17 protein-coding genes are annotated in these 25,180 nt (G+C 43.0%); 4 read left to right on the top strand and 13 right to left on the bottom strand.

Going from position 1 to position 25,180, the window contains the following annotated elements:
- Positions 1-515: 515 nt before the first annotated feature.
- A complete protein-coding gene (locus tag AB5217_RS18725; RefSeq protein WP_004297398.1) occupies positions 516-986 on the top strand; it encodes a nucleoside deaminase in 471 nt (156 codons plus the stop codon).
- 40 nt (positions 987-1,026) lie between these two features.
- A complete protein-coding gene (locus tag AB5217_RS18730; protein WP_032843308.1) occupies positions 1,027-1,833 on the top strand; it encodes a fimbrillin family protein in 807 nt (268 codons plus the stop codon).
- Between the two features lie 120 nt (positions 1,834-1,953).
- On the opposite strand, the gene AB5217_RS18735 is transcribed toward AB5217_RS18730, so the two are convergent.
- Together AB5217_RS18735 and AB5217_RS18740 are read right to left on the bottom strand one after the other, a co-directional pair.
- Positions 1,954-3,627 carry an OmpP1/FadL family transporter gene (locus AB5217_RS18735; RefSeq protein ID WP_070782589.1) on the bottom strand — a complete coding sequence of 558 codons (1,674 nt, stop codon included), beginning with the start codon at positions 3,625-3,627 and terminating at the stop codon, positions 1,954-1,956.
- A gap of 25 nt (positions 3,628-3,652) precedes the next feature.
- The gene (locus tag AB5217_RS18740; protein ID WP_032843306.1) at positions 3,653-4,984 is read right to left on the bottom strand and encodes a hypothetical protein; all 1,332 of its coding nucleotides are present in this window, start codon (positions 4,982-4,984) and stop codon (positions 3,653-3,655) included.
- A 152-nt stretch (positions 4,985-5,136) separates the two neighbouring features.
- On the opposite strand from AB5217_RS18740, the gene prmA reads away from it, so the two are divergent.
- Positions 5,137-5,985 carry a 50S ribosomal protein L11 methyltransferase gene (prmA, locus tag AB5217_RS18745; RefSeq protein ID WP_032843305.1) on the top strand — a complete coding sequence of 283 codons (849 nt, stop codon included), beginning with the start codon at positions 5,137-5,139 and terminating at the stop codon, positions 5,983-5,985.
- Between the two features lie 58 nt (positions 5,986-6,043).
- Here prmA and AB5217_RS18750 read toward each other — a convergent pair whose 3' ends face one another.
- The 10 genes from AB5217_RS18750 to AB5217_RS18795 all read right to left on the bottom strand — a co-directional run bounded on the left by AB5217_RS18750 (position 6,044) and on the right by AB5217_RS18795 (position 20,865).
- Positions 6,044-6,550 (bottom strand): flavodoxin, encoded by a 507-nt coding sequence (locus AB5217_RS18750; protein WP_032843304.1) that lies wholly within the window; start codon positions 6,548-6,550, stop codon positions 6,044-6,046.
- 12 nt (positions 6,551-6,562) lie between these two features.
- The gene (locus tag AB5217_RS18755) at positions 6,563-8,599 is read right to left on the bottom strand and encodes a thiamine pyrophosphate-dependent enzyme (RefSeq protein ID WP_032843303.1); all 2,037 of its coding nucleotides are present in this window, start codon (positions 8,597-8,599) and stop codon (positions 6,563-6,565) included.
- 37 nt (positions 8,600-8,636) lie between these two features.
- Positions 8,637-9,950 (bottom strand): dihydrolipoamide acetyltransferase family protein, encoded by a 1,314-nt coding sequence (locus AB5217_RS18760; protein ID WP_004297390.1) that lies wholly within the window; start codon positions 9,948-9,950, stop codon positions 8,637-8,639.
- A gap of 108 nt (positions 9,951-10,058) precedes the next feature.
- A complete protein-coding gene (locus AB5217_RS18765) occupies positions 10,059-10,781 on the bottom strand; it encodes a biotin/lipoate A/B protein ligase family protein (RefSeq protein ID WP_080706945.1) in 723 nt (240 codons plus the stop codon).
- 19 nt (positions 10,782-10,800) lie between these two features.
- On the bottom strand, positions 10,801-12,144 hold the full coding sequence (gene lpdA, locus AB5217_RS18770) for a dihydrolipoyl dehydrogenase (RefSeq protein ID WP_032854671.1): 1,344 nt from the start codon (positions 12,142-12,144) through the stop codon (positions 10,801-10,803).
- A gap of 76 nt (positions 12,145-12,220) precedes the next feature.
- The gene (locus tag AB5217_RS18775) at positions 12,221-13,114 is read right to left on the bottom strand and encodes a glycoside hydrolase family 25 protein (RefSeq protein ID WP_032843718.1); all 894 of its coding nucleotides are present in this window, start codon (positions 13,112-13,114) and stop codon (positions 12,221-12,223) included.
- A 154-nt stretch (positions 13,115-13,268) separates the two neighbouring features.
- Positions 13,269-14,915, bottom strand: coding sequence for a diphosphate--fructose-6-phosphate 1-phosphotransferase (locus AB5217_RS18780; RefSeq protein WP_004307609.1), 1,647 nt, complete (start codon positions 14,913-14,915; stop codon positions 13,269-13,271).
- Between the two features lie 206 nt (positions 14,916-15,121).
- Complete coding sequence (locus tag AB5217_RS18785) at positions 15,122-16,501, bottom strand: efflux transporter outer membrane subunit (protein ID WP_004297381.1); 1,380 nt, start codon at positions 16,499-16,501, stop codon at positions 15,122-15,124.
- A complete protein-coding gene (locus AB5217_RS18790; protein WP_004297380.1) occupies positions 16,501-19,605 on the bottom strand; it encodes an efflux RND transporter permease subunit in 3,105 nt (1,034 codons plus the stop codon). Before AB5217_RS18790 ends, AB5217_RS18785 begins: the two co-directional genes overlap by 1 nt.
- 3 nt (positions 19,606-19,608) lie before the next feature.
- Positions 19,609-20,865, bottom strand: a complete 1,257-nt coding sequence (locus AB5217_RS18795) for an efflux RND transporter periplasmic adaptor subunit (protein WP_004297379.1) — start codon at positions 20,863-20,865, stop codon at positions 19,609-19,611.
- 272 nt (positions 20,866-21,137) lie between these two features.
- Between AB5217_RS18795 and AB5217_RS18800 the strand changes: the two genes are divergently transcribed.
- Positions 21,138-23,354, top strand: coding sequence for a patatin-like phospholipase family protein (locus tag AB5217_RS18800; RefSeq protein ID WP_004297378.1), 2,217 nt, complete (start codon positions 21,138-21,140; stop codon positions 23,352-23,354).
- Positions 23,355-23,708: 354 nt separating this feature from the next.
- Here AB5217_RS18800 and AB5217_RS18805 read toward each other — a convergent pair whose 3' ends face one another.
- On the bottom strand, positions 23,709-25,172 hold the full coding sequence (locus tag AB5217_RS18805; RefSeq protein ID WP_004297377.1) for a carboxypeptidase-like regulatory domain-containing protein: 1,464 nt from the start codon (positions 25,170-25,172) through the stop codon (positions 23,709-23,711).
- Positions 25,173-25,180 lie beyond the last annotated feature (8 nt).

Here is a 25,180-nt window from a genome sequence, read left to right on the forward strand (position 1 = left end):
GCTTCCGTGAATGAGATAATTGCATATTTATGCTAATTATCGTTAACCGTAGTCAGTTTTCGTATTATAGTTCATAACTCTATTTTTTATGTTGCAAAATTACTTGATATAGAGTTATTTACAGTTATGAAAATTATAGCGGAACAAAGAATAAAACCCCGGATGCCGGTAACATAACCTGTATTTCCATGAAAAACGGAAAAAAACGGTTATCTTTACGGGCAAAATATAGGGTTCTTTGCATGGTGAACGGTAAAACCGCAGGTGGTCAAGCGTTATTTTGCCGGATTATCCGGGGCTAAAAAAGGCAACGGATAAGTAGCAAATCTTTCTCTTAACCTTTCATTATCCTGCATTTTAGCGATTTGGAAAGGCATAGAAGAATTTGGCTTAACTCTCCTCAATACCAAACACTTACTTTATTTATCCAAATTTTGCCGTTTTTTTGCGAGTTCTTTCTATCTTTGTAAAAAGAAGCAAAGGGAAAATGAAACTAACAATATATTTTTTGTGCCATGACTAGAGAAGACTTAATGCGGAAAGCAATCGAGCTCTCCAAAGAAAATGTTGAAAATGGTGGAGGTCCTTTCGGTGCTGTGATTGCCACGAAAGAGGGGGAAATAGTTGCAACAGGAGTAAATCGTGTTACGGCATCTTGTGACCCCACTGCTCATGCCGAAGTGAGTGCGATACGTGCCGCAGCTGCCAAACTCGGTACTTTTAATCTTAGCGGATACGAAATCTATACTTCCTGCGAACCTTGTCCCATGTGTCTCGGTGCGATTTACTGGGCGCGATTGGATAAAATGTACTATGGAAACAATAAGACCGATGCCAAGAATATTGGCTTCGACGACTCTTTTATCTATGACGAACTGGAACTGAAGCCTGAAGACAGAAAGCTTCCTTCCGAAATCTTATTGCATAATGAAGCCCTTACTGCCTTCAAAGCCTGGGCGGCCAAAGAAGACAGAGTAGAATATTAAAAAACCTCTCACTATTATTAACCTATTAATTACCCCTCAAATGAAAAGAAAAAGCCTTTTATTTGTTATGGCATCAGTATGCCTGTTCAGTTGTCAACAGCAAGAAGAACTGCAAGATCCCAGTAAAGAAGTGATCGACTTTTCTACTTCTATTGACCAAAGTATCAACAATGCTCTTACTCGTAACAGCAGCAGTTTGACACTTCCGTTAAAGAACAATTTCGCTGCCGGAGATGTCATCTCAATGTCCGTTGCCGAGCAGGATTATCATCCGTTTGCCATAGGTATGGATAGCCAGACCTGGAACGAGGCTGGCACCGATTCCGAAACGGTTACTTTCTATGCTCATTATCCTGAATTGACCGGCGAAGCAGCTACTACCAGATCATTAAGCAGCCGCTACCGTGAAATCAAGGGTGGCTTAGAATATTTGTTCGGTACAGCTCAAGCCAACAAAGGTGCTAGAAATGTTGCTCTTACATTCAAGAGAATGACAACGCCCGTCGTTCTGCTTGACGAAAACAACCAGCCGTACGAAGGTAGAGCTATCGTTAAACTTTTCTTGAAAAACAAAGGTGTACAAGACCTGTTCAGCGGTAAAATTGAAGTTGCCCCAAATGCCAAACCGGAATACATCGATATCCGGAAAGTATCTGAAGGAATTCTGACTAACTTGATTCCGCAGATCATCAAAGCCGGCGAGAAAATAGGAACAGTTATCTTGGACGGTAAAGAAGAGCCTATTATCGCGGATGAAGATATTACCATAGAAGCCGGAACCCCTGTTGCTGTAAGAATGTATGCAAGACGCGGAATCATTGACGAACGGACTCCACTATTCAGATAAAATAAAGAATAAAAAGTGATACTAATAAAAATCCCCGGAACCGCTGTAGACACTCAGCATTCCAGGGATTTTTTACACACAAAAGTTATTATTGAAATTGAAAACTGTCTCTTTATTAGATTAGAAGCGCATACCTACGGTAAACAACACCTGACTACGCGTGTTGGTAACTTTCGTTGCTTCCGGTGAACCAATAGTTACACCACCATCTTCATTTGCATATCCATTCACAAACGGATAAAAGTCTTCCTTATACGTAGAGAATTTATAGGCTAGATCGGCATAGAACATTGATCCGCGATAACCAATACCCAATGTATAATTACTCATTGATTTAGAATTGGCAAAGTCTGTATCTGTCTGAATAGAGTTAATAGCCAAATCTTTGAAAGCATCTTGATGGAAAGCCGCAGTACTATAATTATATCCTGCCCTAAAAGCAAACTGTGGAATCACTTTATACTCCAAACCAAGACGAACAGTACTAACCCCTTTCAACATAGATGTCGTACTATTTTCAAATTCATAAGCAGAAGAATTACCTTCGGTATCTTTAAATTTCATGGAAGAATAATCTTGATACTCATACTCTGCTCCCAAAGCCAAACTCTTACCCACCGTATATCCTAAACTTACATTATAAGTCCAAGGAGTTTGAAAATCGAAAGGAAGAATCATATCCCCTTTTCCCGGAAGATTATCCCATGATCTCACGTCATATCCTTTTATTTCTCCAGTTACAACATCCATCACATCCGATATAACTTGTGCACTCGTTTTATAATCCAAACTATAGAATATTGGCGTATGTATAGCTAATCCAACTCGAAAAGGCGAATATTCAAAAGGACGAATAATAGCCCCCAACTTCACGTCAAAGCCAGACCCCTTTATTCTATTCCAACTCTGCAAACTATATCCTTCATCGTTTCCATAATCCTCATCATAAAAAGTATACTTATTATAATCTACAGAATAAGCACCCAGCGTCAACCCTAAATATACCCGATCATTAAAATTAAACGATACATTAAAATCATATTGGTCAATTCCTCCGCGTTCTTCCGAACGAAAATTTGCATATCCATTATCTAACATTCCTTCAAAATGTCCAGGAGAGATATAAAGAGGATTACCATTTATATCCTTATACTGTACCTCCTTCCCTTGTTCATCCTTATAGGTATAAGGAATATTGTTTACCCCTCCTGTTTTGTCATGTATTGTAATATCTCTAATCAGCCCAGCATCAGCTCCAAGAATAGAAAGCCACCCAATACCATTATCCGTATAAGGCGAATCTCCCCATTTTTCAATGCCAGCTGCTTGAGATGCCATTAGATAGGTTTGGGAGTAAAGCCCCAAATTACCTTCCATGCGCATGTTGTTATTAAATGATTTCGCTTTATGATAGTTAAAACCGAAATTCACAAAACGCAGCGGAGTTTCATTACCAATCTTCGAAGAAAACACAAACCCGATGTTATTAAAATCTCCTTTAGTTAAATCGGAATTAAACTTTTTCCCCAAATACTGACTTTCATTCCCATAAAGAGAAAACCCAAATGAAGTCATTACATCACTACTACGATAAAGGCCAATACCTGCCGGATTAGTCCCCATTGTAGATATGTCTCCTCCAAGAGCTCCCATAGCTCCACCCATACCCACAAATCGAGCAGTTCCATTTAAATCTTTTCCTGTTAATTTGGCACCATCATATATCGTTTGTGCCATTCCCCAAGGCGCTATCATCAACATCCCTAGAGCAATTAAAACACTTATCTTTTTCATTCTTGTAAAACCGTTTAATTAATACTTATCTTCTGGCACTGCCACTACGAGAGGAGCCTCCACCTGATGATGACCTAGAAGAACCACCACTCGAATAACTGCCCCGAGAACTACTACCACCTGACGAAGCTGGAGAATAACTACGTGAAGAAGAACGAGAAGTACCATAGGAAGAAGAACGGGTATTACTATTACTCGCTGGAGAATAACTACGCGGTGCTTCTGAACTACCACGACTATAAGTTGATCTTGCACTACTGCTCCTAGTAGTGGTTCCGGACGAACGCGAATAACCAGAAGAACCAGTCGAACGGGAAGATGAAGAACTTCCGCTACTTCTAGTACTACTTGGACGAGAATAAGTAGCACTGCTACGACTACTTGAGCCACTGCGTCCACCTGAAGTCCGTGTACCCACTACACGCCTGGAAGTAGTTCCCCTGCTATAAGTAGAACCAGAAGAACGAACAGAACTACCTTCTGAACGAACTGCAGAGCCTCCCCGAACAGAAGAACCGCTGGAACGAACGGCACTCGAACCATAACGACGAACAGTGGAAGGATTCCTGTAACTGCTTTGTCCAGAAGAACGACGGTTTGTATAGGTAGGACCTGTCCAATGACCGCTTCCACCTCCGCCCCAGCCCCAGCTAGGACCACCGTGCCAGTGGTGGTGATGTCCCCAATAACCGCCGCCATACCAGCCACCCCAGTAGCCGCCATACCAGCCGCCCCAATAACCCGGAGAATATCCCCAAGCGTAGTAAGGACGATTCCATCCCCAGCCATAGTTCCATCCCCAGCCGTAAGAGCCATAACGCCAATCCCACCAAAGTGGATTACTGAATGTCGGGAACGCATAAGCATACATACCGTCGGTATATACGTTCCAGTCCCATGAATTCGGACCGTAAACTACATCCCAATACAACGGGCTGCTGATGCTGATAGCAAAACGCGGATTGCGGAAACGGATGATACGTTCAGCGTATTCATAGTCGTCTTCCGTACCATTGAATTCGCCTGTCACCCATTCTCCGTCCAAATCCGGATTAGATTTTTCTTTTATATATAAGGTATCATTATCCATTACGAATTCATTATCACGTGCATCGTAACGGCGGTTATATTCATCCACATCCCGTGTTCTTCCCTTACGGTCCTGAACCACTACTGTAGTACCCGGTGAAGTATAGATGTTGGTCACCTGTTTCTTCGTTTCCTTCTTAACCGGAGTTTCTTTCTTCTCCTGTTTGTCTTTTGAAGGAATGAAGTAAAGGTCGTCATCAACGCTTTGTGCCATCAAGCCTATCGGGAGGCACAAGGCAAATAGCAAGAAATAAACAATCTTTTTCATATCATCTCGGTTTATGTAATTACTTAAACTTATTCATGTTACAAAGATAAGGAAGAGATTTTTCGTCCGAGGGAGATTTTCCCCAAAGGATAATAGGGAAATCCCTATTTCTAACTATCTTTGTCCATTATTCACCAGAATTAAAAACAACTATGAAGTATTTTGAGTTCACATTCCGCACCCACCCTTGCACAGAAATCGTCACTGACGTACTAGCTGCCGTACTGGGTGAAGTCGGGTTTGAAAGTTTTGTTGAGTGTGAAGGCGGACTGACCGCATATATCCAACAGACAATCTGTGATGAAAACGCCATCAAGATTGCCATCACCGAGTTCCCCCTACCCGATACGGATATTACTTATACATACACCGAAGCGGAAGATAAGGACTGGAATGAAGAATGGGAAAAGAATTTCTTTCAACCCATCATTATCGGAAACCGATGTGTGATTCACAGCACTTTCCACCAAGATGTTCCCAAAGCGGAATATGACATTGTCATCAATCCTCAAATGGCCTTCGGAACAGGACACCACGAGACTACCAGCCTCATCATTGAAGAATTGTTGGACAGCGAATTGAAAGATAAATCTCTGCTCGATATGGGCTGCGGAACTTCAATTCTTGCCATCCTCGCACGTATGCGGGGCGCACGCCCCTGTACAGCCATCGACATTGATGAATGGTGTGTACGAAACTCCATCGAAAATATCGAATTGAACCACGTAGACGATATTGCCGTTTCACAAGGAGATGCCTCGTCGCTTACAGGAAAAGGACCTTTCGACGTTATCATCGCCAACATCAACCGGAATATATTACTGAATGATATGAAGCAATATGTTGCCTGCATGCATACGGATTCCGAACTCTATATGAGTGGATTTTACGTAGACGATATTACCGCCATCCGCGAAGAAGCGGAAAAGAACGGATTGACTTTCGTTCATTATAAAGAGAAGAATCGCTGGGCAGAGGTGAAGTTTGTTTATAAAGGATAAGAGTCCTGATGGATGTAGAACAAATAGTGACGGTATCTTATAAGGAGAAACAAAGTTGTTATGCGAACTCTTTCTTTACCTGTTGACACCATGCTTTTATTTTCTTTTCCGCCTGCTCGGACTGATTATCCAAATCGACAACTAAACCGCACCACTGCTCACCACGCAAAGCTTTGGAACGTTCGAAAGTATAACCTTCGGAAGAAGTAAAACCAACTAAAGTAGCCTCATCTTCTTCAAATACCTCCGCCAACAGACCGATTCCATCTGCAAAATTCTCCGGATAACGTATCTGATCTCCCAAACCGAAAATTGCAACCTTCTTACCTTTTAATTTCATTGTCCGGAGTTCCGGCAACAGTTCGTCCCAATAAGTAGGAAGTTCTCCATCAAACCAAGTGGAAGCACCCACAATGAAGCAGTCATAAGCAGCAAAGTCATTTTGCCAAGCCTGTTCAATAGGCACTGTCTCTATCTTTTCCTTATCGAATTCTTTCTGTATTTTCTCTGCCACCCAACTCGTTCTTTCGGCTTTGGTAGCATAGAATAAACCTATCTTTTTCATAATCCACACTATTTAATATTCCAATAATCTCCGGGCAGCCTCGTATATCTTGGCCTCATCCGGCAGAATTTCCTTTTCCAAAATCGGATTAAAACCGACAGGAGTAAAAGTAGAACCGACACGCTGCACCGGTCCATCGAGATAGCGGAACATCTCTCCACTAATCATAGCAGCAAGCTCCGCACCAAAACCGGAGAATACTTTATCTTCATGAACCACCAATGCCTTGCTCGTTTTCTTGACCGATTCGAATATCGCCTCTTTATCCAACGGAATCAAGGAGCGAATATCAATGACTTCCACTTTCCAGCCACCTTCTTTTTCCAATCGTTCTGCTGCGTGCAGACAGAAATGGGTGGTATTGCCATAGGTAATAATGCTTAAATCTGATCCCTCACGACGAATACGTGCTTTTCCGAAAGGTACTTCAAAATCTTCCGGCACTACTGCCGCTGCTTCTACCGAATTATACAATGCTTTCGGTTCGAGGAACAGCGTGAAGCCTTTGGATCGCATACTGGTACGAAGTAATCCGGCAGCATCATCCGCAAAAGACGGGCAGACAATACGTGCCCCCGGTAAAGTGGTCAAAGCTCCCTCCAGGTTTTGAGAATGATACAAGCCTCCACCGATATAGCCACCGGAAGCCAGACGCAGAGTTATATTCGGAGCGAATTTCCCATTGCTACGCCAGTACTCATGTGTACACTCCACATATTGTTCTACGGCAGGCCAGAAATAATCGGCAAACTCCGCTCCCTCAATCACCACATGAATTTTAGGATCAAAGCGACTCATTCCATTGGCGGTGCCTACAATATAATCTTCCGCAATCGGTGCACTGAATACACGGGCTTCGCCGAATTCCTGCTGCATACCTTTGGTTACATTAAACACGCCTCCTTTTTCCCTGTTTGCCACATCCTGTCCCCAAATAAAGGTATCGGGATTATAGCGGAATTCAGCTTTCAATGTTTCATTAATGGCATTGACCAGAAAAGTCTTCTCCCCTTCCGCCTCATGTGTACCATCTTTATATTTCTGTGGCTGATAAGGTTCGGGCATTACAAAATCATAAATGCTTTTAGGATCGGGAGCGGGAGCAGCCAAAGCCTTCCGGTTGGCAGCAGACAATTCTTTCTTTGCATCAGTTTCTATTTGTTGCAGTTCTTCCTCGGTCAGACGTTTATAACGCAGCAGCATCCGGCGGAACTTCATCAAGGGATCAGCATCTTTCACATATTCCAATTCATTCTCATCCCGATACAAGGTGTGCTTATCTGAATTGGAGTGCGAACCGATCCGGACACAATTCGCCTGCACAATAACCGGATTACGGGTACTGATAGCATATTCCCGCGCTTCGGTCATAGCATTCATCGAATCGAATACATCCTTTCCGTTACAATAGATAATTTTCAGGTTCTTGAAGCCCGAGAAGTTCTCGGCTACTTTACGGTTGGCAGTCTGTTCCGATTTGGGTACGGAAATACCATACCCATTATCTTGTATTACAAAAATCACCGGAAGACGTTCGAGGCTGGCACCATTGATAGCTTCGTAAACGAATCCTTCGGAAGTAGCCGACTCTCCGTGAGAAGTGATGGCTACGCCTTTATGTCCATAATATACCATTGCTCTGGCCACACCTGCTGCGTGAAGGTCGTGTGTGCCAGTAGCAGAGGAGATGTTTTCAATATGCCATTCCGGTTTGGCGAAATGGTTCGACATGTGACGTCCTCCGCTACCTGGGTCCGTTGCTTTGGAAATACCGTTCAGGATAACTTCTTCAGCGGTCATTCCGGCGGAAAGCACGGTTAACATATCCCGGTAGTATGGAAACAGGAAATCTTCACCGAGAGTGAATACCTGACCGACAGCAAGTTGAATACCATCATGCCCTGCATAGGGAGCATGATAAGACCAACCCAAAGATTGCAACAGGTAAGACGGTGCCTTTTCGTCCAAGGCACGCCCCAATGTCATCAGATGATACCACTTTTTCAGGGTTTCTACATCTGTAGTCTTTATATCATATTTCTTTTTCATGAGTAATGAAGTTCTTAATGAATGAAACAATCAGTTATCAGCCTTTCCAATTTTCGAGATAGTCGGCTATAAAATGCAGGAAGTTACCTCCCAACATTCCGTCTACTACCCGATGATCGTAAGACAAAGACAAATACATTTTATGCCGGATTGCAATCGTATCACCCTCCGGAGTTTCTACAACAGCAGGTTTCTTCTCAATATACCCTACTCCCAAGATAGCAACTTGCGGCTGATTAATGATTGGCGTACCGAACAGGCTCTTGAATGTACCAAAATTGGTTATCGTAAATGTACCCCCATCAATATCTTCCGGCATTAATTTGTTATCCCTTGCTTTCAAGGCCAGAGAATCGATGGCAACAGCCAACCCGTTCAGATTCAGATGATCGGCATCATGCACCACAGGAACAATCAGATTTCCATCATTCAAAGAGACGGCAATACCGACATTAATATGCTTTTTGAAAAGAATATTGTATCCATCTACCGATACATTCACCTGTGGATAGGCAGCCAATGCTTTTGCCACGGCTTCCGTTATCACAGGCATATAAGTCAGTTTCACTCCTTCGCGACGGAAGAAAGCGTCTTTATTCTTTTCACGCCAACGTACCAATTTGGTAACGTCTACTTCTACTACATTGGTCACGTGAGGAGATACTTTCTTAGACATAACCATGTGGTCGGCAATAATCCGGCGGACACGATCCATCTCTTTTACTTCGACTCCAGGCATTGCTACAGGAGCAACCTTCGGACTTGCCTGTTCAGAAGAAACAGCAACTGATGGTTTGCTTGCGGCCGGAGCAGCAACAACAGATGCCGGCTTCGGTTCAACACTACCTCCTCTTTTCTTCTTTTCAATATAATCTTTTATATCTTTCTTACTCAATCGCCCTTCATAACCAGTTCCTTGTATAGCATCCAGCTCTTCTTTCGGAATTTTAGCTTCCCGCGCCAACTGAATCACAACAGGAGAGTACCAACGTTCTTCCTCTACAACAACAGGTTTCGATGCAGTATTCGCTGATTCGTTCCTAGCAGTTTCCGCTAACGATGGTGATGTTTCAGAAACATTTATCGGCTCCGTTCCTGAAGATTCTTCTCCATCCAAATCAATTATAGCGACTACTGTTCCTACAGCAACCGTATCGCCCTCCTTATATAAAATCTCCACCACTTTTCCCGCTACGGGAGAAGGGATCTCCGCACTTACTTTGGCAGTATTCACTTCAAAAAGCACATCGTCTTCCTGAATCATATCACCTACCTTTACAGACCAAGAGACGATTGTCCCTTCGGTTATACTCTCGCCCAACTTAGGCATTTTTATTTCGAATTTTGACATAGACAGTAAATTTATTATTCAACCTTGATATATTACAACAACGGGCTGAAATAGAAAGTTTTAAGTTAAGTAAATTTTAACCGGATGCTGACAAAGCCAGCCCGGACATCAACGACTATATATCCACTCTTTCTGAATATATTTCCCTTCCCGGAGCTGATTAACAGCCTCTATTTCCTTCCCGGTAAAAGCACTGACAGATTGGGACTTACTGAAATACTGAAAAGCCTTCTCTTTAAAATCAGTTACAGTTCCCTCCGGTAAATAACTCCGAATATTGGTTACCTCACTCCAAACGGAAGGAACGGCATATACTGACGATAAAGTTTCATCATCAACCATCGGTTCCGGATTCAAAGCTTTATGCAATGCTGTCAGATCCGTATCATACAATAAAGTGCAATGATACAACACCCGATTCTTATGTACGCATTGCGCACTCCCTGATATTTTCAATCCATTCAGATAAATCCCCAGTCGTTCGCCTCCTTTTGCCATCAGGCCTATAGAGTTCAGGAAATCCAATGTCCGTTGCAAGTACGTAACAAATTCCGGCAATCGGGGAGCCGTTTCTATAAAAGTCAGATTGATATTGCCCAAATCATGGTACACCGCTCCCCCACCCGAAAAACGACGGGCAATATGTACTCGTTCCTGTTCCGCCCATTTCTTATCGACTTCCGACCGCAACCGCTGATGCTTACCTATTACCACAGAAGGAGTATCCTGCCAAAGCATGAAAATATCTTCATTTCCCTGCTTCAACAGATACTCTTCTGCTGCCAAGTGAAAGTAAATATCAGTAAACGGACTATAGATACATCGAATCATAGATCAAGCGGAATAAGAGTTAAAACATAATTTCGTGATAGATCTCTCCAACCGTAGGATGTGGAAACACAGTCTTCTGGAATTCCTCCACCGTGTACCCTCTCTGAATAGCAATACCTACTATCACAATAAGTTCTGATGCAGGATTTCCCAACATGTGACAACCGATAATCTTCCCATCTTCATCCTGAATCAGCTTACAGAGTCCGTTTCCCTGTTCATTCTCCGCAACGAACCGTCCGGAATAAGCCATCGGTAATTTTGAAACACGGTAAGGAACTCCTGATTTTACCAGTTCTTCTTCCGTCTTTCCCACTCCCGCCACTTCAGGGTTGGTATAAACGACTCCCGGAACACAATCGTAATTCATCCGGTCTTCCACTCCTAAAATATGATTGATAGCAACTTCCGCTTCACGGATAGCAGTATGCGCCAATAAAGAGTAGCCTGTAATATCACCACACGCATATACACGAGGATGCGAAGTCAACAGATGTTCGTCTACTTTCACTCCATTCCGATGCAGTTCTATATTTAGCTTGTCCAGTCCTACCTTGGATAGATTTGCCTTACGTCCTACACTAAGCAAGATCTTCTCCGCTTCAATAGCAGACATCTTGCCTTCTTTTTCTATCACAACTCCATGAGGATTTACTTCCACCACTTTCGTATTCAAATAGAAAGTGACTCCCCGTTTGGCATATTCGGCACGAAGCATACCACTGGTTTCCTTATCCATCGCTCCCAGAATCTCCGGCATCATTTCTACCACATGTACTTTCACGCCCATACTGTTGAAGAAAGAAGCAAACTCCATCCCGATCACCCCGCCACCAATAATAACCAGTGTCTTAGGGAGTTCCTTTATCTCCAATGCCTCCTTGGAAGTCCAATAACTGATTTCTGACAGTCCCGGTATAGGAGGAATCACTGTATCAGAGCCGGTACATACCAGCAAATATTTCACGGAATAGGTTTCTCCGTCACAAGTGATTTGTATTTTCCCCTCTTTCTCTCCTTCTATCAGAGCTTCCTTTTCTATAATAGTCACTCCGTAAGAACTCACAGTCATCTTCACACCGCCCGTCAACATTTTTACTGTTTTATCTTTACGGCTCATAATCTTGGATAAATCGAACGAAGGAGATTCGGCAGAAACGCCGTATTTGGAAGCACTCTTGATGCTATCCAGTATTTTAGCAGAATATAACAAAGTTTTAGTAGGAATACACCCCTCATTGAGACATACTCCCCCCATTGCCTTTTTCTCAAAAAGAACAGTTTTTAATCCGTTGGCCCCTGCCCGTTCGGCAGCTGTGTACCCGGCCGGACCACCACCAATAATAGCTATATCAAAGTTCATAATCGTATCTTTTTTAGTAATAATACGATTATAACAAATGAGAGAAGAGATAAGTTGTTGGGAAAAGAAATACCCGTTACTTAATTGTCAGCTTTTTAAGTTCCTCTAACGAGCCATTAAACACATTCAAATCTACGTCTTCTTTAATGCCAGGGACACTTCCTACATCCGTATGTTGCCAAAAGTGCCATTTCCCCTGATACCTTACAGAGTCAACATAATAATGAGCAATCCAATAAGGATACGTATTGAAGATGGAATCGTCCAGATAACGGGTTTTAAATTTATAAGAAGTGTATAGAATAGGCTTCACCCCATAATGAGATTCCACCCGGTCCAGCCAGCGTTTGATGCCTTGCTGTAATTCCTTTTTTTCCTTCCGCCCGGTCACTTCCACATCAAGTACGGGAGGTAAATCACCGGAAACAAGTTTTACCGTGCGAATAAAGAAGTCCGCCTGTTTCAAAGCATCCGTGCTCGGAATATAAAAATGATAAGCGCCACGGATAAATCCATGATTACGGGCATTGGCAAAATTTGCCTCAAATGTGGTATCGTTATGATCTCCTCCTTCTGTGGCCTTCATAAAGACGAAATGTAAAGGAGTAGCCGTCTCCTTATTCTGCAACAGCTTCTTCCAGTCAATCTTTCCCTGATAGTGAGAAATGTCAATACCATGAATATCATATCCGTCAGGGATGCAGACACCATATTCCTTTAAGCCATGGCAAGGTTTCCATCGATAAGCATAAGGGCGGATAAAGAAATAATAGAAAGCGACGGAGAAACAACCGACAATTATCACTGCCAGAATATTACGAAGCCAGGTAGGCATCACAGTTCGATGCTTCACCTGTTCCTTTTTTGAGGTACGGGAAGTCTTGGAAGAAGAAGTCGTTCCCTTTCTTTTGGTAGTGGAAACAGTTCTTTTCTTCTGTACGGCAGACATCGGGTTGTTGCGTTGCGGCATTTACTTTAAACGATCAATGTTTTTAGAGATAGGCACGGATTACACGGAATACAGGGTTATAAGAAATAACTAAAAACCGTATTAATCCGCGTAATCCGTGCCTGAAAGAACCCTTCATTGCAGCTGTTGTATTAACAACTACTTTGAAGTGTATTTATTTAGCTTGTTCCAGTTGCAAAGTCTTAGTTGCCTGGTCGCAAACTTCTGTAGGACCGAAGTATTGGATCGGACCCGGATATACATAATCCGTTTCGATAGCCCAACGTTCGCGCTGTGAAGCAAATGCTTTGAAAGGAGCACCATCCAGTTTTACCAATGCTTTCTGGATAACCGGCTTCATTTCACCGTGACGACGTTCCATGTTCATCATCATAGTAATAGGCACACCACCAGCAATCCATTCGGCAGCAGGAGCTGTTGTGTTACGTACAGAAGACATATAACCAGTCTTACCGTTAGCAATCAACATAGAAGCTGTGTAACCCAAAGAGTAGCAATAGTCAGCGTCAAAGTTTGACGGAGCAGCACAACGTCCTTCATAACCGAAGAAGTGGTGTTGAGCAGCAAATTTACCAACATACTTGCCTTCTTCTTTCCATGCAGCCAACTTAGTAGCTACCATTTCAGACAACAGTTTTTCAGTTTCGATCAATGATACCTGAACGTTTCCGTGCGGGTCACGATCCAAAGTCAACTGACGGGCAACACCTTCCGGCAGACTAGCATAAATAGCAGAGTTTTCCGGAGAAAGTTTGCGGATGATATAATCACGTTGGTGAGATTTCTTAATCTGACCGAATTCTTCAGCATTAGCAGCCAGGAAGTCATTCAATTCAGCAATCAGACGTTTCATGGCAGGAATGAACTCTACCAATCCTTCCGGAATCAAAACTGTACCGAAGTTGTGTCCTTGTGCTGCACGGTCTGCTACCACTTTAGCGATAGATGTTACTACATCGTCCAAAGACATATCTTTTGCTTCCACTTCTTCTGAAATGATACATACGTTAGGCTGTACTTGCAAAGCACATTCCAGTGCGATGTGAGAAGCCGAACGACCCATCAATTTGATGAAGTGCCAGTATTTACGTGCAGAGTTACAGTCACGTTGGATGTTACCGATTACTTCAGCATAAGTCTTACAAGCTGTATCGAAACCGAAAGAAGTTTCAATCATATCGTTCTTCAAGTCACCGTCAATTGTTTTCGGGCAACCGATTACCTGTACACCATACTTCTTAGCAGCATAGTATTCAGCCAATACACAAGCATTTGTATTAGAGTCGTCCCCACCAATAATAACCAGTGCCTTGATGCCCAGTTGTTTGATGATTTCAAGTCCTTTTTCAAACTGGCTTTCAGCTTCCAGCTTCGTACGTCCGGAACCGATGATATCGAAACCACCTGTGTTACGGTATTCGTCGATGATATCAGCAGTCAGCTCCATATAGTTGTGATCTACCAGACCACCAGGACCCAGAATAAAACCATATAATTTGTTTTCCGGGTTCAATTTCTTGATACCATCGAACAAACCGGAGATTACATTGTGTCCGCCCGGAGCCTGACCACCGGAAAGAATTACACCTACATTCATAGCGGGAAGAGCAACAGCTTCACCAGCTTCGAATGTAATCAACGGCATTCCATACGTGTTCGGGAATAATGCTTTGATAGCTTCCTGATCGGCTACAGATTGAGTAGCAGCACCTGCTACAGCCTTAACAGCTCCTGATGCCAATGCTTTCGGAAGTTTGGGCTGGTAAGCAGCCCTTGCGATTTGCAATGCACTTTTAGTCATTTTCTTTAATTTTTTATTTAAAGGTGTTAGTAAGTTTCTTGTCAAACTTGAAAAGCGTTGCAAATTTCGCATTTTTTTCCGAATTATAAAAATTCTTCTTCTGTTGTTTTTAAGACAAAAGAAAGAAGAAAGAAAAATTAAGGCTATCTCCCGACGTAGGAGATAGCCTTTACGTTTTCTTCAGCGAGCTAATTTATAATATAATTCTAGGGATTCTGCTCCCAGCCTCCGCCAAGAGCCTTATAAAGTTGAACCACCGCAATCAACTCGTCACGAATGGCATTACTCAATCCGATTTGGGCATCAAAGTATCCACGTTGGGCATCCAACACATCCAGATAGTTGATGACTCCATTGATGTACTGTAATTGTGCCAGGTCCATGTAGCTCTTGGCTGAACGTTCCAGATTGGCACGAAGTTCGTACACTTCCTTAATCTTGTTGAAGTTGACAATCGCATTACGTGTTTCCTTGAAAGCTTCCAGTACGGATTTCTCATAACTATGTACTTCAGCCTCATAAGCAGCCTTTTTCGCTTTCAATGCCGCACGGTTCTTTCCCCAACCAAAGATAGGAGTTAATAAAGCTCCTTCCATAACTGCATAGGGAGATTTCAAGAGTTCCGACAAAGAAGTACTTTCACTACCGAAACCACCTGTCAGGGCAAGACGCGGGAACATATTCGTATAGGCCACTCCTACTTTTGCATTGGCAGCAATCAATTTCTGCTCTGCCTGACGAATGTCGGGACGGCGTTCCAACAAAGTAGACGGCAACCCTACAGGAAGTGTTTCCGGAGAATTAAACTCCTGAAGCAAACGGGAACGGGCTATCTTATTAGGATATTCACCCGCAAGATAAGCAATATCGTTCTCTTTCAGGGAGATTTTACGTTCCAAGTCAGGAACCAAAGTGGCCGTACGTGCCAACTCCACTTGTGCCTGTCGATAGGAAGTCTCGGAAGTCAATCCACCGGCAAACCGGATACGCGCCAGGCGCACCCCTTCTTCACGGGCTTTCAATGTCTGTTTGACAATATCAAGCTCTGTATCCAAAGCTACCAGTTCATAGTAAGCCTGTGCCACTTCAGCCACAATCGTCATCTGCAATGCACGTTGTGCTTCAATAGATTGCAGATACTCGGCAATGCTGGCCGAACGCGCCCAACGCAGATTTCCCCAAAGATCGACTTCCCACGAAACGAGGAATTGTGCTTCAAAGGTATCCGATCTCTTGAAAGCATCTCCTCCATGATTCTCGAGTTCGCGTTCCCCTGTCACTTTTCCTTTAATATCCGGAAGCAATGCAGCCGTAGAAATTCGTTTCTGCGCAGCCATTTCTTTCACACGGGCAGCAGCAATCAGCATATCTTTATTATGATCCAATGCACGCTCTATCAGACTTCTCAATGTAGCATCTGTATAAATATCCCTCCAGTCCTGGTCACCGAAGCTAACCGAATCCTGTGATCTTTCCAAGCTGTCGGGTAAATGAAGATCAGGACGGACATAGCTTTTCCCTACCTTGCAGGAAGTCAGTACTCCGGCAAGTAACAGGATAGCAATATATAGTTTCTTTCGTTTCATTATTTCTTATGTTTTAAGATTTTCGACTTTGTTTTATACACCATCACAAAGAAGAACGGCACAAGAATGATACCAAATACGATGGCAAATATCATTCCGAAAAATACACCTGTACCGATTGCCTGCCGGCTTGCCGAACCCGGACCACTTGCCAGTACCATCGGAAGCATACCGAGCACAAAGGCAAGAGAGGTCATCAGAATCGGACGGAAACGCAATTTGGCTGCGTATATGGCCGATTGCACCAAGTCTTCACCTTTATCTACCTGCACCTTTGCGAACTCTACAATCAAAATTGCATTCTTAGCGGCAAGTCCGACCAACATAACCAAGCCAATCTGGAAATAGACATCGTTTTCCAATCCGCAAACCCATACTCCCAAATAGGCTCCCAAAGCAGCCACAGGTAAAGAAAGCAACACAGCAATAGGCACTGTCCAACTTTCGTATTGTGCAGCAAGGAAGAGGAAAACGAACAAGAATACCAGTGCCATCACCATACCCGTCTGACCTCCCGCCTGCTTCTCCTGATAGGAAAGGCCGCTCCATTCCAGTCCGATATTATCGGGAAGATGATCGCGGGCAATCTGTTCCATGATCTCCATCGCCTGTCCGGAACTATATCCTTGCGCAGCTGCTCCACGAATAACGGCCGTAGTAAACATATTGAAACGTTTGATACTTCCCGGTCCTGTGGTATATGATGCATTTCCCAGAGAAGTCAATGGTACCATCGCTCCATTGGAGGCTTTCACAAAAAACAAATTAATATTGTCTTTGTGTTCGCGATAAGGAGCTTCTGCCTGAATATAAACCTTATATATACGGTTGAACATATTAAAGTCGTTCACATAAACCGAACCGGTATAAGCCTTCATGGTAGAAAACACATCAGCCAAAGGTACACCCAGCATCTTCACTTTGTCTCGATCCACATCAAAATAGAGTTGTGGGATTTCCGACTGCAAAGAAGATGACAAGCCCGCCAACTCTTTGCGTTTGGATGCGTAGTACATTAATGTATCTGTCGCGTCTACCAAATTATCAAAAGTGGCTTCTCCACGAGCTTCCAGCTGCATCTCAAAACCTCCCGAACTACCGAGCCCCGGAATAACCGGAGGAGTGGACAGATAGACTTTACATTCCGGATATTCCTCAAGATGTTTCTCTACCGTATGCATGATCTTCTCAATAGTGGTACTCTTCCGTTCCTCCCAAGGTTTCAGGATCACCGTCAGTTCTGCACGTCCCTGGTTACTTCCGACACGAGGACTACTTCCCGTTACATTCTGTATATACTCAATGTACGGGTTCTTTTCCAGATAAGCAATGGCACGCTCTGTCACGATACGGGTACGTTCCAGAGTAGCCCCTTCCGGCAGTTCCAATTCAATCTTGAAATATCCCTGATCTTCCACAGGTAAGAAACTGGTCGGAATAATGCGATGAATCAACATGATAGCAATCAACACCATACCAAAAGCACTCAAAACTCGACGAGGATGCTTAATTGTACGAGTTACGGCAGCTACATACTTATTACTACCGATACCCAGCCATTCATTAATCTTCCGGAAAACGATATTCTTTTTCTTCCCGCTATCCGGTTTCAGAATCAGCGAACACATCACCGGACTCAATGTCAGAGCCACGACCGTAGAAATAAGCACGGATACTACAATTGTCACCGTAAACTGGCGATACAACTGTCCTGTAATCCCACTTAAAAAGCTAACCGGGACGAACACAGCCGCCAATACCAGCGAAGTGGCAATCAAAGCACTGGCAAGTCCGTTCATCGCTTTTTTCGTAGCTTCATAAGGACTTAGGTGCTCCGTTTCCATGATATGTTCCACACCTTCCACCACCACAATCGCATCATCCACCACAATACCGATCGCAAGGATCAATCCGAGCAATGTCAGGATATTCAATGAGAAACCGAAAATCAACATGAATCCGAAAGTACCGATCAATGAAATAGGCACCGCCACTACCGGAATCAACGTTGCACGCCAGCTCTGCAAGGATAAATAAACTACCAGAACCACCAATACCAACGCTTCAAACAACGTCTTATATACTTCATGGATAGATTCGGAAATATAAGTCGTCATATCGAACGGAATCTCATAGCTCAATCCCTCCGGAAAGTTCTTACTAATCTCATCCATTGCCTCTTTTACTCTCTCGGCCACTTCCATCGCATTAGCACCCGGTAACATATAAATACCAAGCACGGCAGCATTTTCACCGTTGATACCACTCTCTGTATTATACGAAGAAGCTTCCAGCGATACACGTGCCACATCTTTCAATCGAATGATAGAACCATTCGCATTGGCACGTACTACGATATCTTCAAATTGTCCTACAGTGGAAAGACGTCCCTGTGTCGTGATAGGAATCGTGATATCCAATCCTTGTACAGGCTGTTGTCCCAGCACACCCGCTGCTGATTCACGATTCTGATCTTTCAATGCATTCTGCAAATCCTGTACGGTCAGTCCGAAGTTTGCCAGCTTATCCGGCTGCGCCCATATCTGCATGGCATAATAACGGCTACCGATATTGGATACACGTCCCACTCCGGGAATACGGCGAATCACATCGAGCACATTGATGGTAGCAAAGTTACTCAAGTAAATCTCATCGAACTTTGGGTCGGTAGAAGTCAAACAAAGCGTCATCAACTGACTGGGAGCCTGTTTTTCTACCGAAATACCATTCTGAATCACTTCCGCCGGCAAACGGGATTCTGCCAGTTTCACACGATTCTGAATCTCAACAGCTGCCAAATCCGGATCAGCAGATACATCAAAAGTAACTGTTGCCGAAAAACCTCCGGAGTTAGAACTATTTGATTCCATATAAAGCATCCCCGGAGTACCATTGATTTCCTGCTCAATCGGGGTAGCTACTGCCTGTGATACAGTAAGTGCACTCGCACCCGGATAAGAAGCACTAATCTTCACCACCGGAGGAGTAATCTGCGGGTATTGATCCACCGGAAGCATCGTCAGACCAATAATACCGACAATCACAATCACGATGGAGATTACAGCCGAAAAGACCGGCCTATCTATAAAAAAAGTAACTTTCATCGTTTATTCTCCTTTCGCGTTATCCTTCGTTCCGGTAACATTTTCTTTCGCCCCGGCCACTTCATTTTTTGTCGCAGTTATACTATCCTGGGCTTCTGCATCCGGTTGGCTCACCCGTACTTTCATACCCGGAGTCAACTTATGGAACCCTTCTACAACTACCATTTCTCCTTCTGCCAATCCTCTTTCTACCACCACATTATTCCCGACTTCCGGTCCTAATTCGATAAAACGTTTCTCTACTGCATTATCCCTGCGCATGGTATAAATATATGCTCCACCCTTTTCGATGGTAACGGCTTTCATTGGAACAACGAGTGCTCCTTCACGAACATCCAGCAACAATTTCACCTTTGTAAACTGTCCCGGCAACAATACTTGTTTCGGATTAGGCATTTCTGCACGTACAGAGAAAGTGCCGGTTTGAGGATCCACCTGGGGTTCGGCAAAATCCACGTATCCTTTGAATGGATAGACTGTGTTATCTGCCAATGTTATGGTAATATTGGGCTGCCAGGAACGGGTAGAATCCTGCTGTCCCAAATTAATATTTCTTTCTTTACTCTTCAGATAATCGAGTGCCGTCATACTAAAATCAACCAACACCGTATCACTCTTCACAATAGTAGCAAGCAATGATTTTCCCCCGGGTCCCACTAACGTACCCAAATCCACATTTCTTTCACTAATGTGTCCCGACAAAGGCGAACGGACAATGGTGTAGCCCAGCTCCAATTCAGCCTGTGCCAAATCCGCCTCACTCATGGCTACCGTTGCCTCAGCACTTTCATAAGCAGCTTCCGCATTATCCAAATCCAACTGGCTTGCAGCATTCTGCTCAAACAACGGACGGATACGTTTTAAATCACGCTCCGCCTTCAAAGCCTGCGCTTCGTCTTTTTTCAACTGCGCTCTGGCCTTATCAGCTTTGGCACGATACTGGTCCTGATTAATGACAAACAAAACCTGATTCTTATTGACATATGTACCTTCGGCAAAAAGCATATTTTCCAGATAGCCTTCCACCCGGGCACGGACTTCGACGAACTGTTGGGCACGAATACGCCCTACATACTCCCCGTATATCTCTACATCATCTTTCACTACCGGTTCTACAATGACTGTCGGCATTTCCGGCGCAGCCTTCTGAGGTCGGGTCAGTATCCAATACACACCCAACACAAGTACCACACATATAATAGCAGCAATGGTTCTCTTTCTCCTCAGTTTCAACTCATGTTTCGAAAAGAATAATCTCATATCGAATCTTATTATTTAATTTAACTTATGTTTGTTCTATACTCTTTCTTGCAATTAGTATGCCAAAATTCATTACACCTATTATTTACTGGTATTCAGTCTATTATATTTTGCCTTAAGAAATGTAGAAATGTAGAATCCACCAGATAAAATGTAGAAATTATCCACATTTCCGACTTTTGGAACATTTTTTTTAATTCCCATTTCAACAACTAAACAAATTATGCTCTACATTTGTATTATATTAAACATCAATACTAGACCATGTCCTAATGAAAAAACAAATCTTTTCAACATTAGTTTTATCAATTGGCATCTTATTGCCTTTTTCTTTGCATTCTCAGGAACAAAGAAAAAAGGTAGGTGTCGTTCTAAGCGGCGGCGGTGCTAAAGGAATGGCACACATCAAAGCACTGCAAGTGATCGAAGAAGCCGGAATTCCTATTGATTATATAGCCGGCACCAGCATGGGAGCTATCGTAGGCGGTCTTTATGCCATCGGTTATACTCCGGAACAATTGGATAGCATGGTACGAAAACAAGATTGGACATTCCTATTGAGTGACCGTATCAAAAGAAGTGCCATGTCATTAACAGATCGTGAGCGATCTGAAAAATATACAGTCTCTATTCCTTTCACCAAAACTCCCAAAGATGCCGCTACCGGAGGAATCATGAAAGGACAGAATCTGGCTAATCTATTTTCAGACCTTACCGTAGGGTATCATGACTCTATCGACTTTAATAAACTTCCCATTCCTTTTGCCTGTGTAGCAGCCAATGTTGTTAATGGAGAACAAATTGTATTCCATGACGGAATACTCTCTACTGCCATGCGTGCCAGTATGGCTATCCCCGGTGTATTTACTCCGGTACGGCAAGACAGTATGGTATTAGTGGACGGTGGCATTGTAAACAACTATCCGGCAGATGTTGTGAAAGCCATGGGGGCCGATATTATTATCGGAGTAGACGTACAGAATGCTCTGAAGAAGGCTGACAAGCTCAATAGCGTCCCCGACATTCTGGGACAAATTGTAGATATCACCTGTCAGTCTAACCATGAAAAAAATGTAGATCTCACAGATACCTATATCCGTGTCAATGTAGATGGATATTCATCCGCCAGTTTTACTCCAGCCGCCATTGATACCCTGATGCGTAGAGGCGAAGAAGCAGCAAAAGCCCAATGGGGTTCATTGCTTGCTTTGAAAAAGAAAATAGGAATAGCCGAAGATTATACCCCGAAACAACATGGTCCTTATTCTTCTCTTTCTAATGCGCGTACGGTTTATGTGACGGACATCTCATTTTCCGGTGTAGAGGTGGATGATAAAAAATGGTTGATGAAGAAATGTAATCTGAAAGAAAACAGCGATATTTCCACTCAACAAATAGAACAGGCCCTGTATCAGTTACGTGGCAGTCAGTCCTACTCCAGTGCCAGTTATACGTTGAAAGAGACACCTGAAGGTTATCACCTCAACTTCCTGTTACAGGAAAAATATGAAAGAAGAATCAACCTGGGCATCCGTTTCGATTCGGAAGAGATCGCATCTTTGTTGGTCAATGCAACAGCAGACCTCAAAACTCGTATTCCTTCCCGCCTGGCTCTTACCGGTCGGTTGGGTAAACGATATGCTGCCCGCATAGACTATACGCTGGAACCAATGCAACAGCGTAATTTCAACTTCTCGTATATGTTCCAATACAATGATATCAATATTTACGAGGAAGGCGACCGTGCCTATAATACAACTTACAAATATCATCTGGCCGAATTCGGCTTCTCTGATGTATGGTACAAGAATTTCCGTTTCGGACTCGGTCTTCGTTTTGAATATTACAAATACAAAGATTTCTTGTTCAAGAAACCTGAAATTTCCGACCTGAAAGTAGAATCCGAACACTTTCTAAGTTATTTTGCCCAAGTGCAATATAATACCTATGATAAAGGACGTTTCCCTTCTAAAGGAAGTGACTTCAGAGCCGCCTATTCACTCTATACGGATAATATGGCACAATACAACGAACACGCTCCATTTTCAGCACTGAATGCTTCGTGGGCAAGCGTCATTCCTGTAACCCGCCGTTTCTCTATCATTCCTTCCATTTATGGACGTATCCTGATCGGAAGAGATTTTCCCTACCCGCTGCAAAATGCCATTGGCGGTGACGTACCTGGTTTCTATATTCCACAGCAATTACCATTTGCCGGGGTTACCAATCTGGAATTGATGGATAACACCATTATGATTGCATCTATTAAGTTCAGACAACGCATGGGAGCCATTCATTATCTTACACTGACGGGTAACTACGGACTAACAGATAGTAATTTCTTCGATATATTGAAAGGCAAGCAATTATTCGGTATCAGTGCAGGCTATGGAATGGACAGTATCTTCGGGCCATTGGAAATATCATTGGGATATTCCAATCAGACGGACAAAGGAAGTTGCTTTGTGAATTTAGGGTATTACTTCTAATGTAATACAGTATTTTCGAAAAGCAAAAGAGGAGACCGCTTCACAGTGACCTCCTCCTTCTATACTCTATATGAACATGCCCCAAAGGGTTTATTGGAAAAGGAGCATATTCAAAAGGGTTTTATCTTAAAATGAATAATTAAAAACTTATTATACTGCCATCAACTTGACAAACGGTATCAAAGTCATATCAACGATCTTCACAGACAGTTGATATTTGGGGAAATGTGCATCAAAATAAAATCTGATGCATGGGGCCAATTAGGTAAAGAAGTACCTCTGTACTTTTTTCTAATCGACTAAGGCAGGGATTCAATGCTACAAATGAATCTAAGCCCCTTACTATAAAACATCTTAGATACTACCACCCTTACCACCGCTATGTGTCGGATTATAAGTAACCGTTTTATATTGATGGTCCGTACCGGTATAACGAGTTGCTGTAATCGAAACAGACTTTGCAGTACCCTTAAACTTTACATTAGCCGTCAACGTGGTAGTACGGACTTTTGCATAGCAAGTATAACTCATGGTAGTATATCCGTTTACATTTACAGTGTTATAAACACGTTCAGTTTCCGTAATGCCAGATACCGATCCCATTAATGAGAACATACGAGTTTTCATAAAAGCAACCATTGCATTCACCGTTTTTGTATCTTCAGCACTAGCACCAGCTCCTAATTGCGATTTAACTTCAGCAACAAGACCAGCATCATTCTTATCATAGTCCCAACCAGACTTTTCCTTATATTTCAGTTCAATGCCAGCCACCGCTTTAGCATTCTCGCTATTATCACGACTAGCTTGTCCTAGAATATTAGTTGTCACAGTTTCATTACTAATCTTGCTATATACTTTATTCTCTATAGCATAAGCAGAGAAGTGATCGACTTCGGCTGTATATGCAGTGACAGCTCCACTTTCTGTAGTAGAAGATATATTTTTAATTACATTTCCATTATTATCTTTTGCATCCCCCCATTCTCCTGTATTTGGATTCTGATAAGTAAGTATCATATCAGCATCAGCGAATGTTATTCCAGGGATAGGATTAGGAATAGAAATCGTAACAGACTTCTTAAATTTCAAACCAGACGGTTCAAATTTAGCAGCAGCTAAAGGTATGCTTTTAGGTACATCTCTATTCACGTCCTCTGCCTTTACTTCAGTAGTTACTTCTTCAGGAGCAGGAACAAAGGTTGTCACACTAATGTTGACTTTACCATCTTCAACAATTCCTGCTTGTTGTTGAGATGCCTCAATTGCATCTTCCGGTATTGTCAGTTCGACTTTCACGAGCGGTTTATCCTCTACCACTTCTTCCGGAGCAACTTCTCCCGGCTTTTCAATTGCCTGATTCGATTCACTATTATCCTCTACTTTAGTTTCTCCTGTAGCCTCTATTGACACAGCAGTTTTCGGACTCTCCTTTGTCAAAGCCAGAGCTACCGTTACCACACTACGATTCTCTGCATTATTTGCAATGACAACTGACGTTTTCTGTGAAAGATATCCATTAGAAGACGCTTCAATACTATAAGTACCTGTAGCACTTTCTGTAACAGAGAACTTACCATTCGAGTCGGTTGTGTAATTTTTACTACCCACTTTTACCTTTGCCCCATCCATTGCTGCTCCTCCGGAAGTCACCGTCCCCATAATGTAATACTCTACAACCGGTTTCGGAGTTTCAACAACTTCCCCTTCTGCCGGTTTCGGATCGTCATCATCATCGTGACAGGCTACTGTCGCAAAAGTTAACATACCCAAGGCTATCGCCATGGCACCCACATAAAACCATTTTACACTTTTCATAATGTTCA

Origin of the sequence: Bacteroides sp. MSSM.1001136sp1_RTP21357st2_D2_RTP21359_211015 (genome assembly GCF_040913205.1) — a bacterium.
In the GTDB taxonomy this organism is placed as follows: Bacteria; Bacteroidota; Bacteroidia; order Bacteroidales; family Bacteroidaceae; genus Bacteroides; species Bacteroides ovatus.

Excerpts from the sequence above, each read along its gene's own strand:
- AB5217_RS18790 (WP_004297380.1), bottom strand. The coding sequence starts at position 19,605 with ATGAAAGTTACTTTTTTTATAGATAGGCCGGTCTTTTCGGCTGTAATC.
- AB5217_RS18795 (WP_004297379.1), bottom strand. The coding sequence starts at position 20,865 with ATGAGATTATTCTTTTCGAAACATGAGTTGAAACTGAGGAGAAAGAGA.
- AB5217_RS18735 (WP_070782589.1), bottom strand. The coding sequence starts at position 3,627 with ATGAAAAAGATAAGTGTTTTAATTGCTCTAGGGATGTTGATGATAGCG.
- AB5217_RS18800 (WP_004297378.1), top strand. The coding sequence starts at position 21,138 with ATGAAAAAACAAATCTTTTCAACATTAGTTTTATCAATTGGCATCTTA.
- AB5217_RS18765 (WP_080706945.1), bottom strand. The coding sequence starts at position 10,781 with ATGATTCGATGTATCTATAGTCCGTTTACTGATATTTACTTTCACTTG.
- AB5217_RS18760 (WP_004297390.1), bottom strand. The coding sequence starts at position 9,950 with ATGTCAAAATTCGAAATAAAAATGCCTAAGTTGGGCGAGAGTATAACC.
- AB5217_RS18730 (WP_032843308.1), top strand. The coding sequence starts at position 1,027 with ATGAAAAGAAAAAGCCTTTTATTTGTTATGGCATCAGTATGCCTGTTC.
- AB5217_RS18785 (WP_004297381.1), bottom strand. The coding sequence starts at position 16,501 with ATGAAACGAAAGAAACTATATATTGCTATCCTGTTACTTGCCGGAGTA.
- AB5217_RS18750 (WP_032843304.1), bottom strand. The coding sequence starts at position 6,550 with ATGAAAAAGATAGGTTTATTCTATGCTACCAAAGCCGAAAGAACGAGT.
- AB5217_RS18805 (WP_004297377.1), bottom strand. The coding sequence starts at position 25,172 with ATGAAAAGTGTAAAATGGTTTTATGTGGGTGCCATGGCGATAGCCTTG.
- prmA (WP_032843305.1), top strand. The coding sequence starts at position 5,137 with ATGAAGTATTTTGAGTTCACATTCCGCACCCACCCTTGCACAGAAATC.
- AB5217_RS18725 (WP_004297398.1), top strand. The coding sequence starts at position 516 with ATGACTAGAGAAGACTTAATGCGGAAAGCAATCGAGCTCTCCAAAGAA.
- AB5217_RS18780 (WP_004307609.1), bottom strand. The coding sequence starts at position 14,915 with ATGACTAAAAGTGCATTGCAAATCGCAAGGGCTGCTTACCAGCCCAAA.
- AB5217_RS18740 (WP_032843306.1), bottom strand. The coding sequence starts at position 4,984 with ATGAAAAAGATTGTTTATTTCTTGCTATTTGCCTTGTGCCTCCCGATA.
- AB5217_RS18755 (WP_032843303.1), bottom strand. The coding sequence starts at position 8,599 with ATGAAAAAGAAATATGATATAAAGACTACAGATGTAGAAACCCTGAAA.
- lpdA (WP_032854671.1), bottom strand. The coding sequence starts at position 12,144 with ATGAACTTTGATATAGCTATTATTGGTGGTGGTCCGGCCGGGTACACA.
- AB5217_RS18775 (WP_032843718.1), bottom strand. The coding sequence starts at position 13,114 with ATGCCGCAACGCAACAACCCGATGTCTGCCGTACAGAAGAAAAGAACT.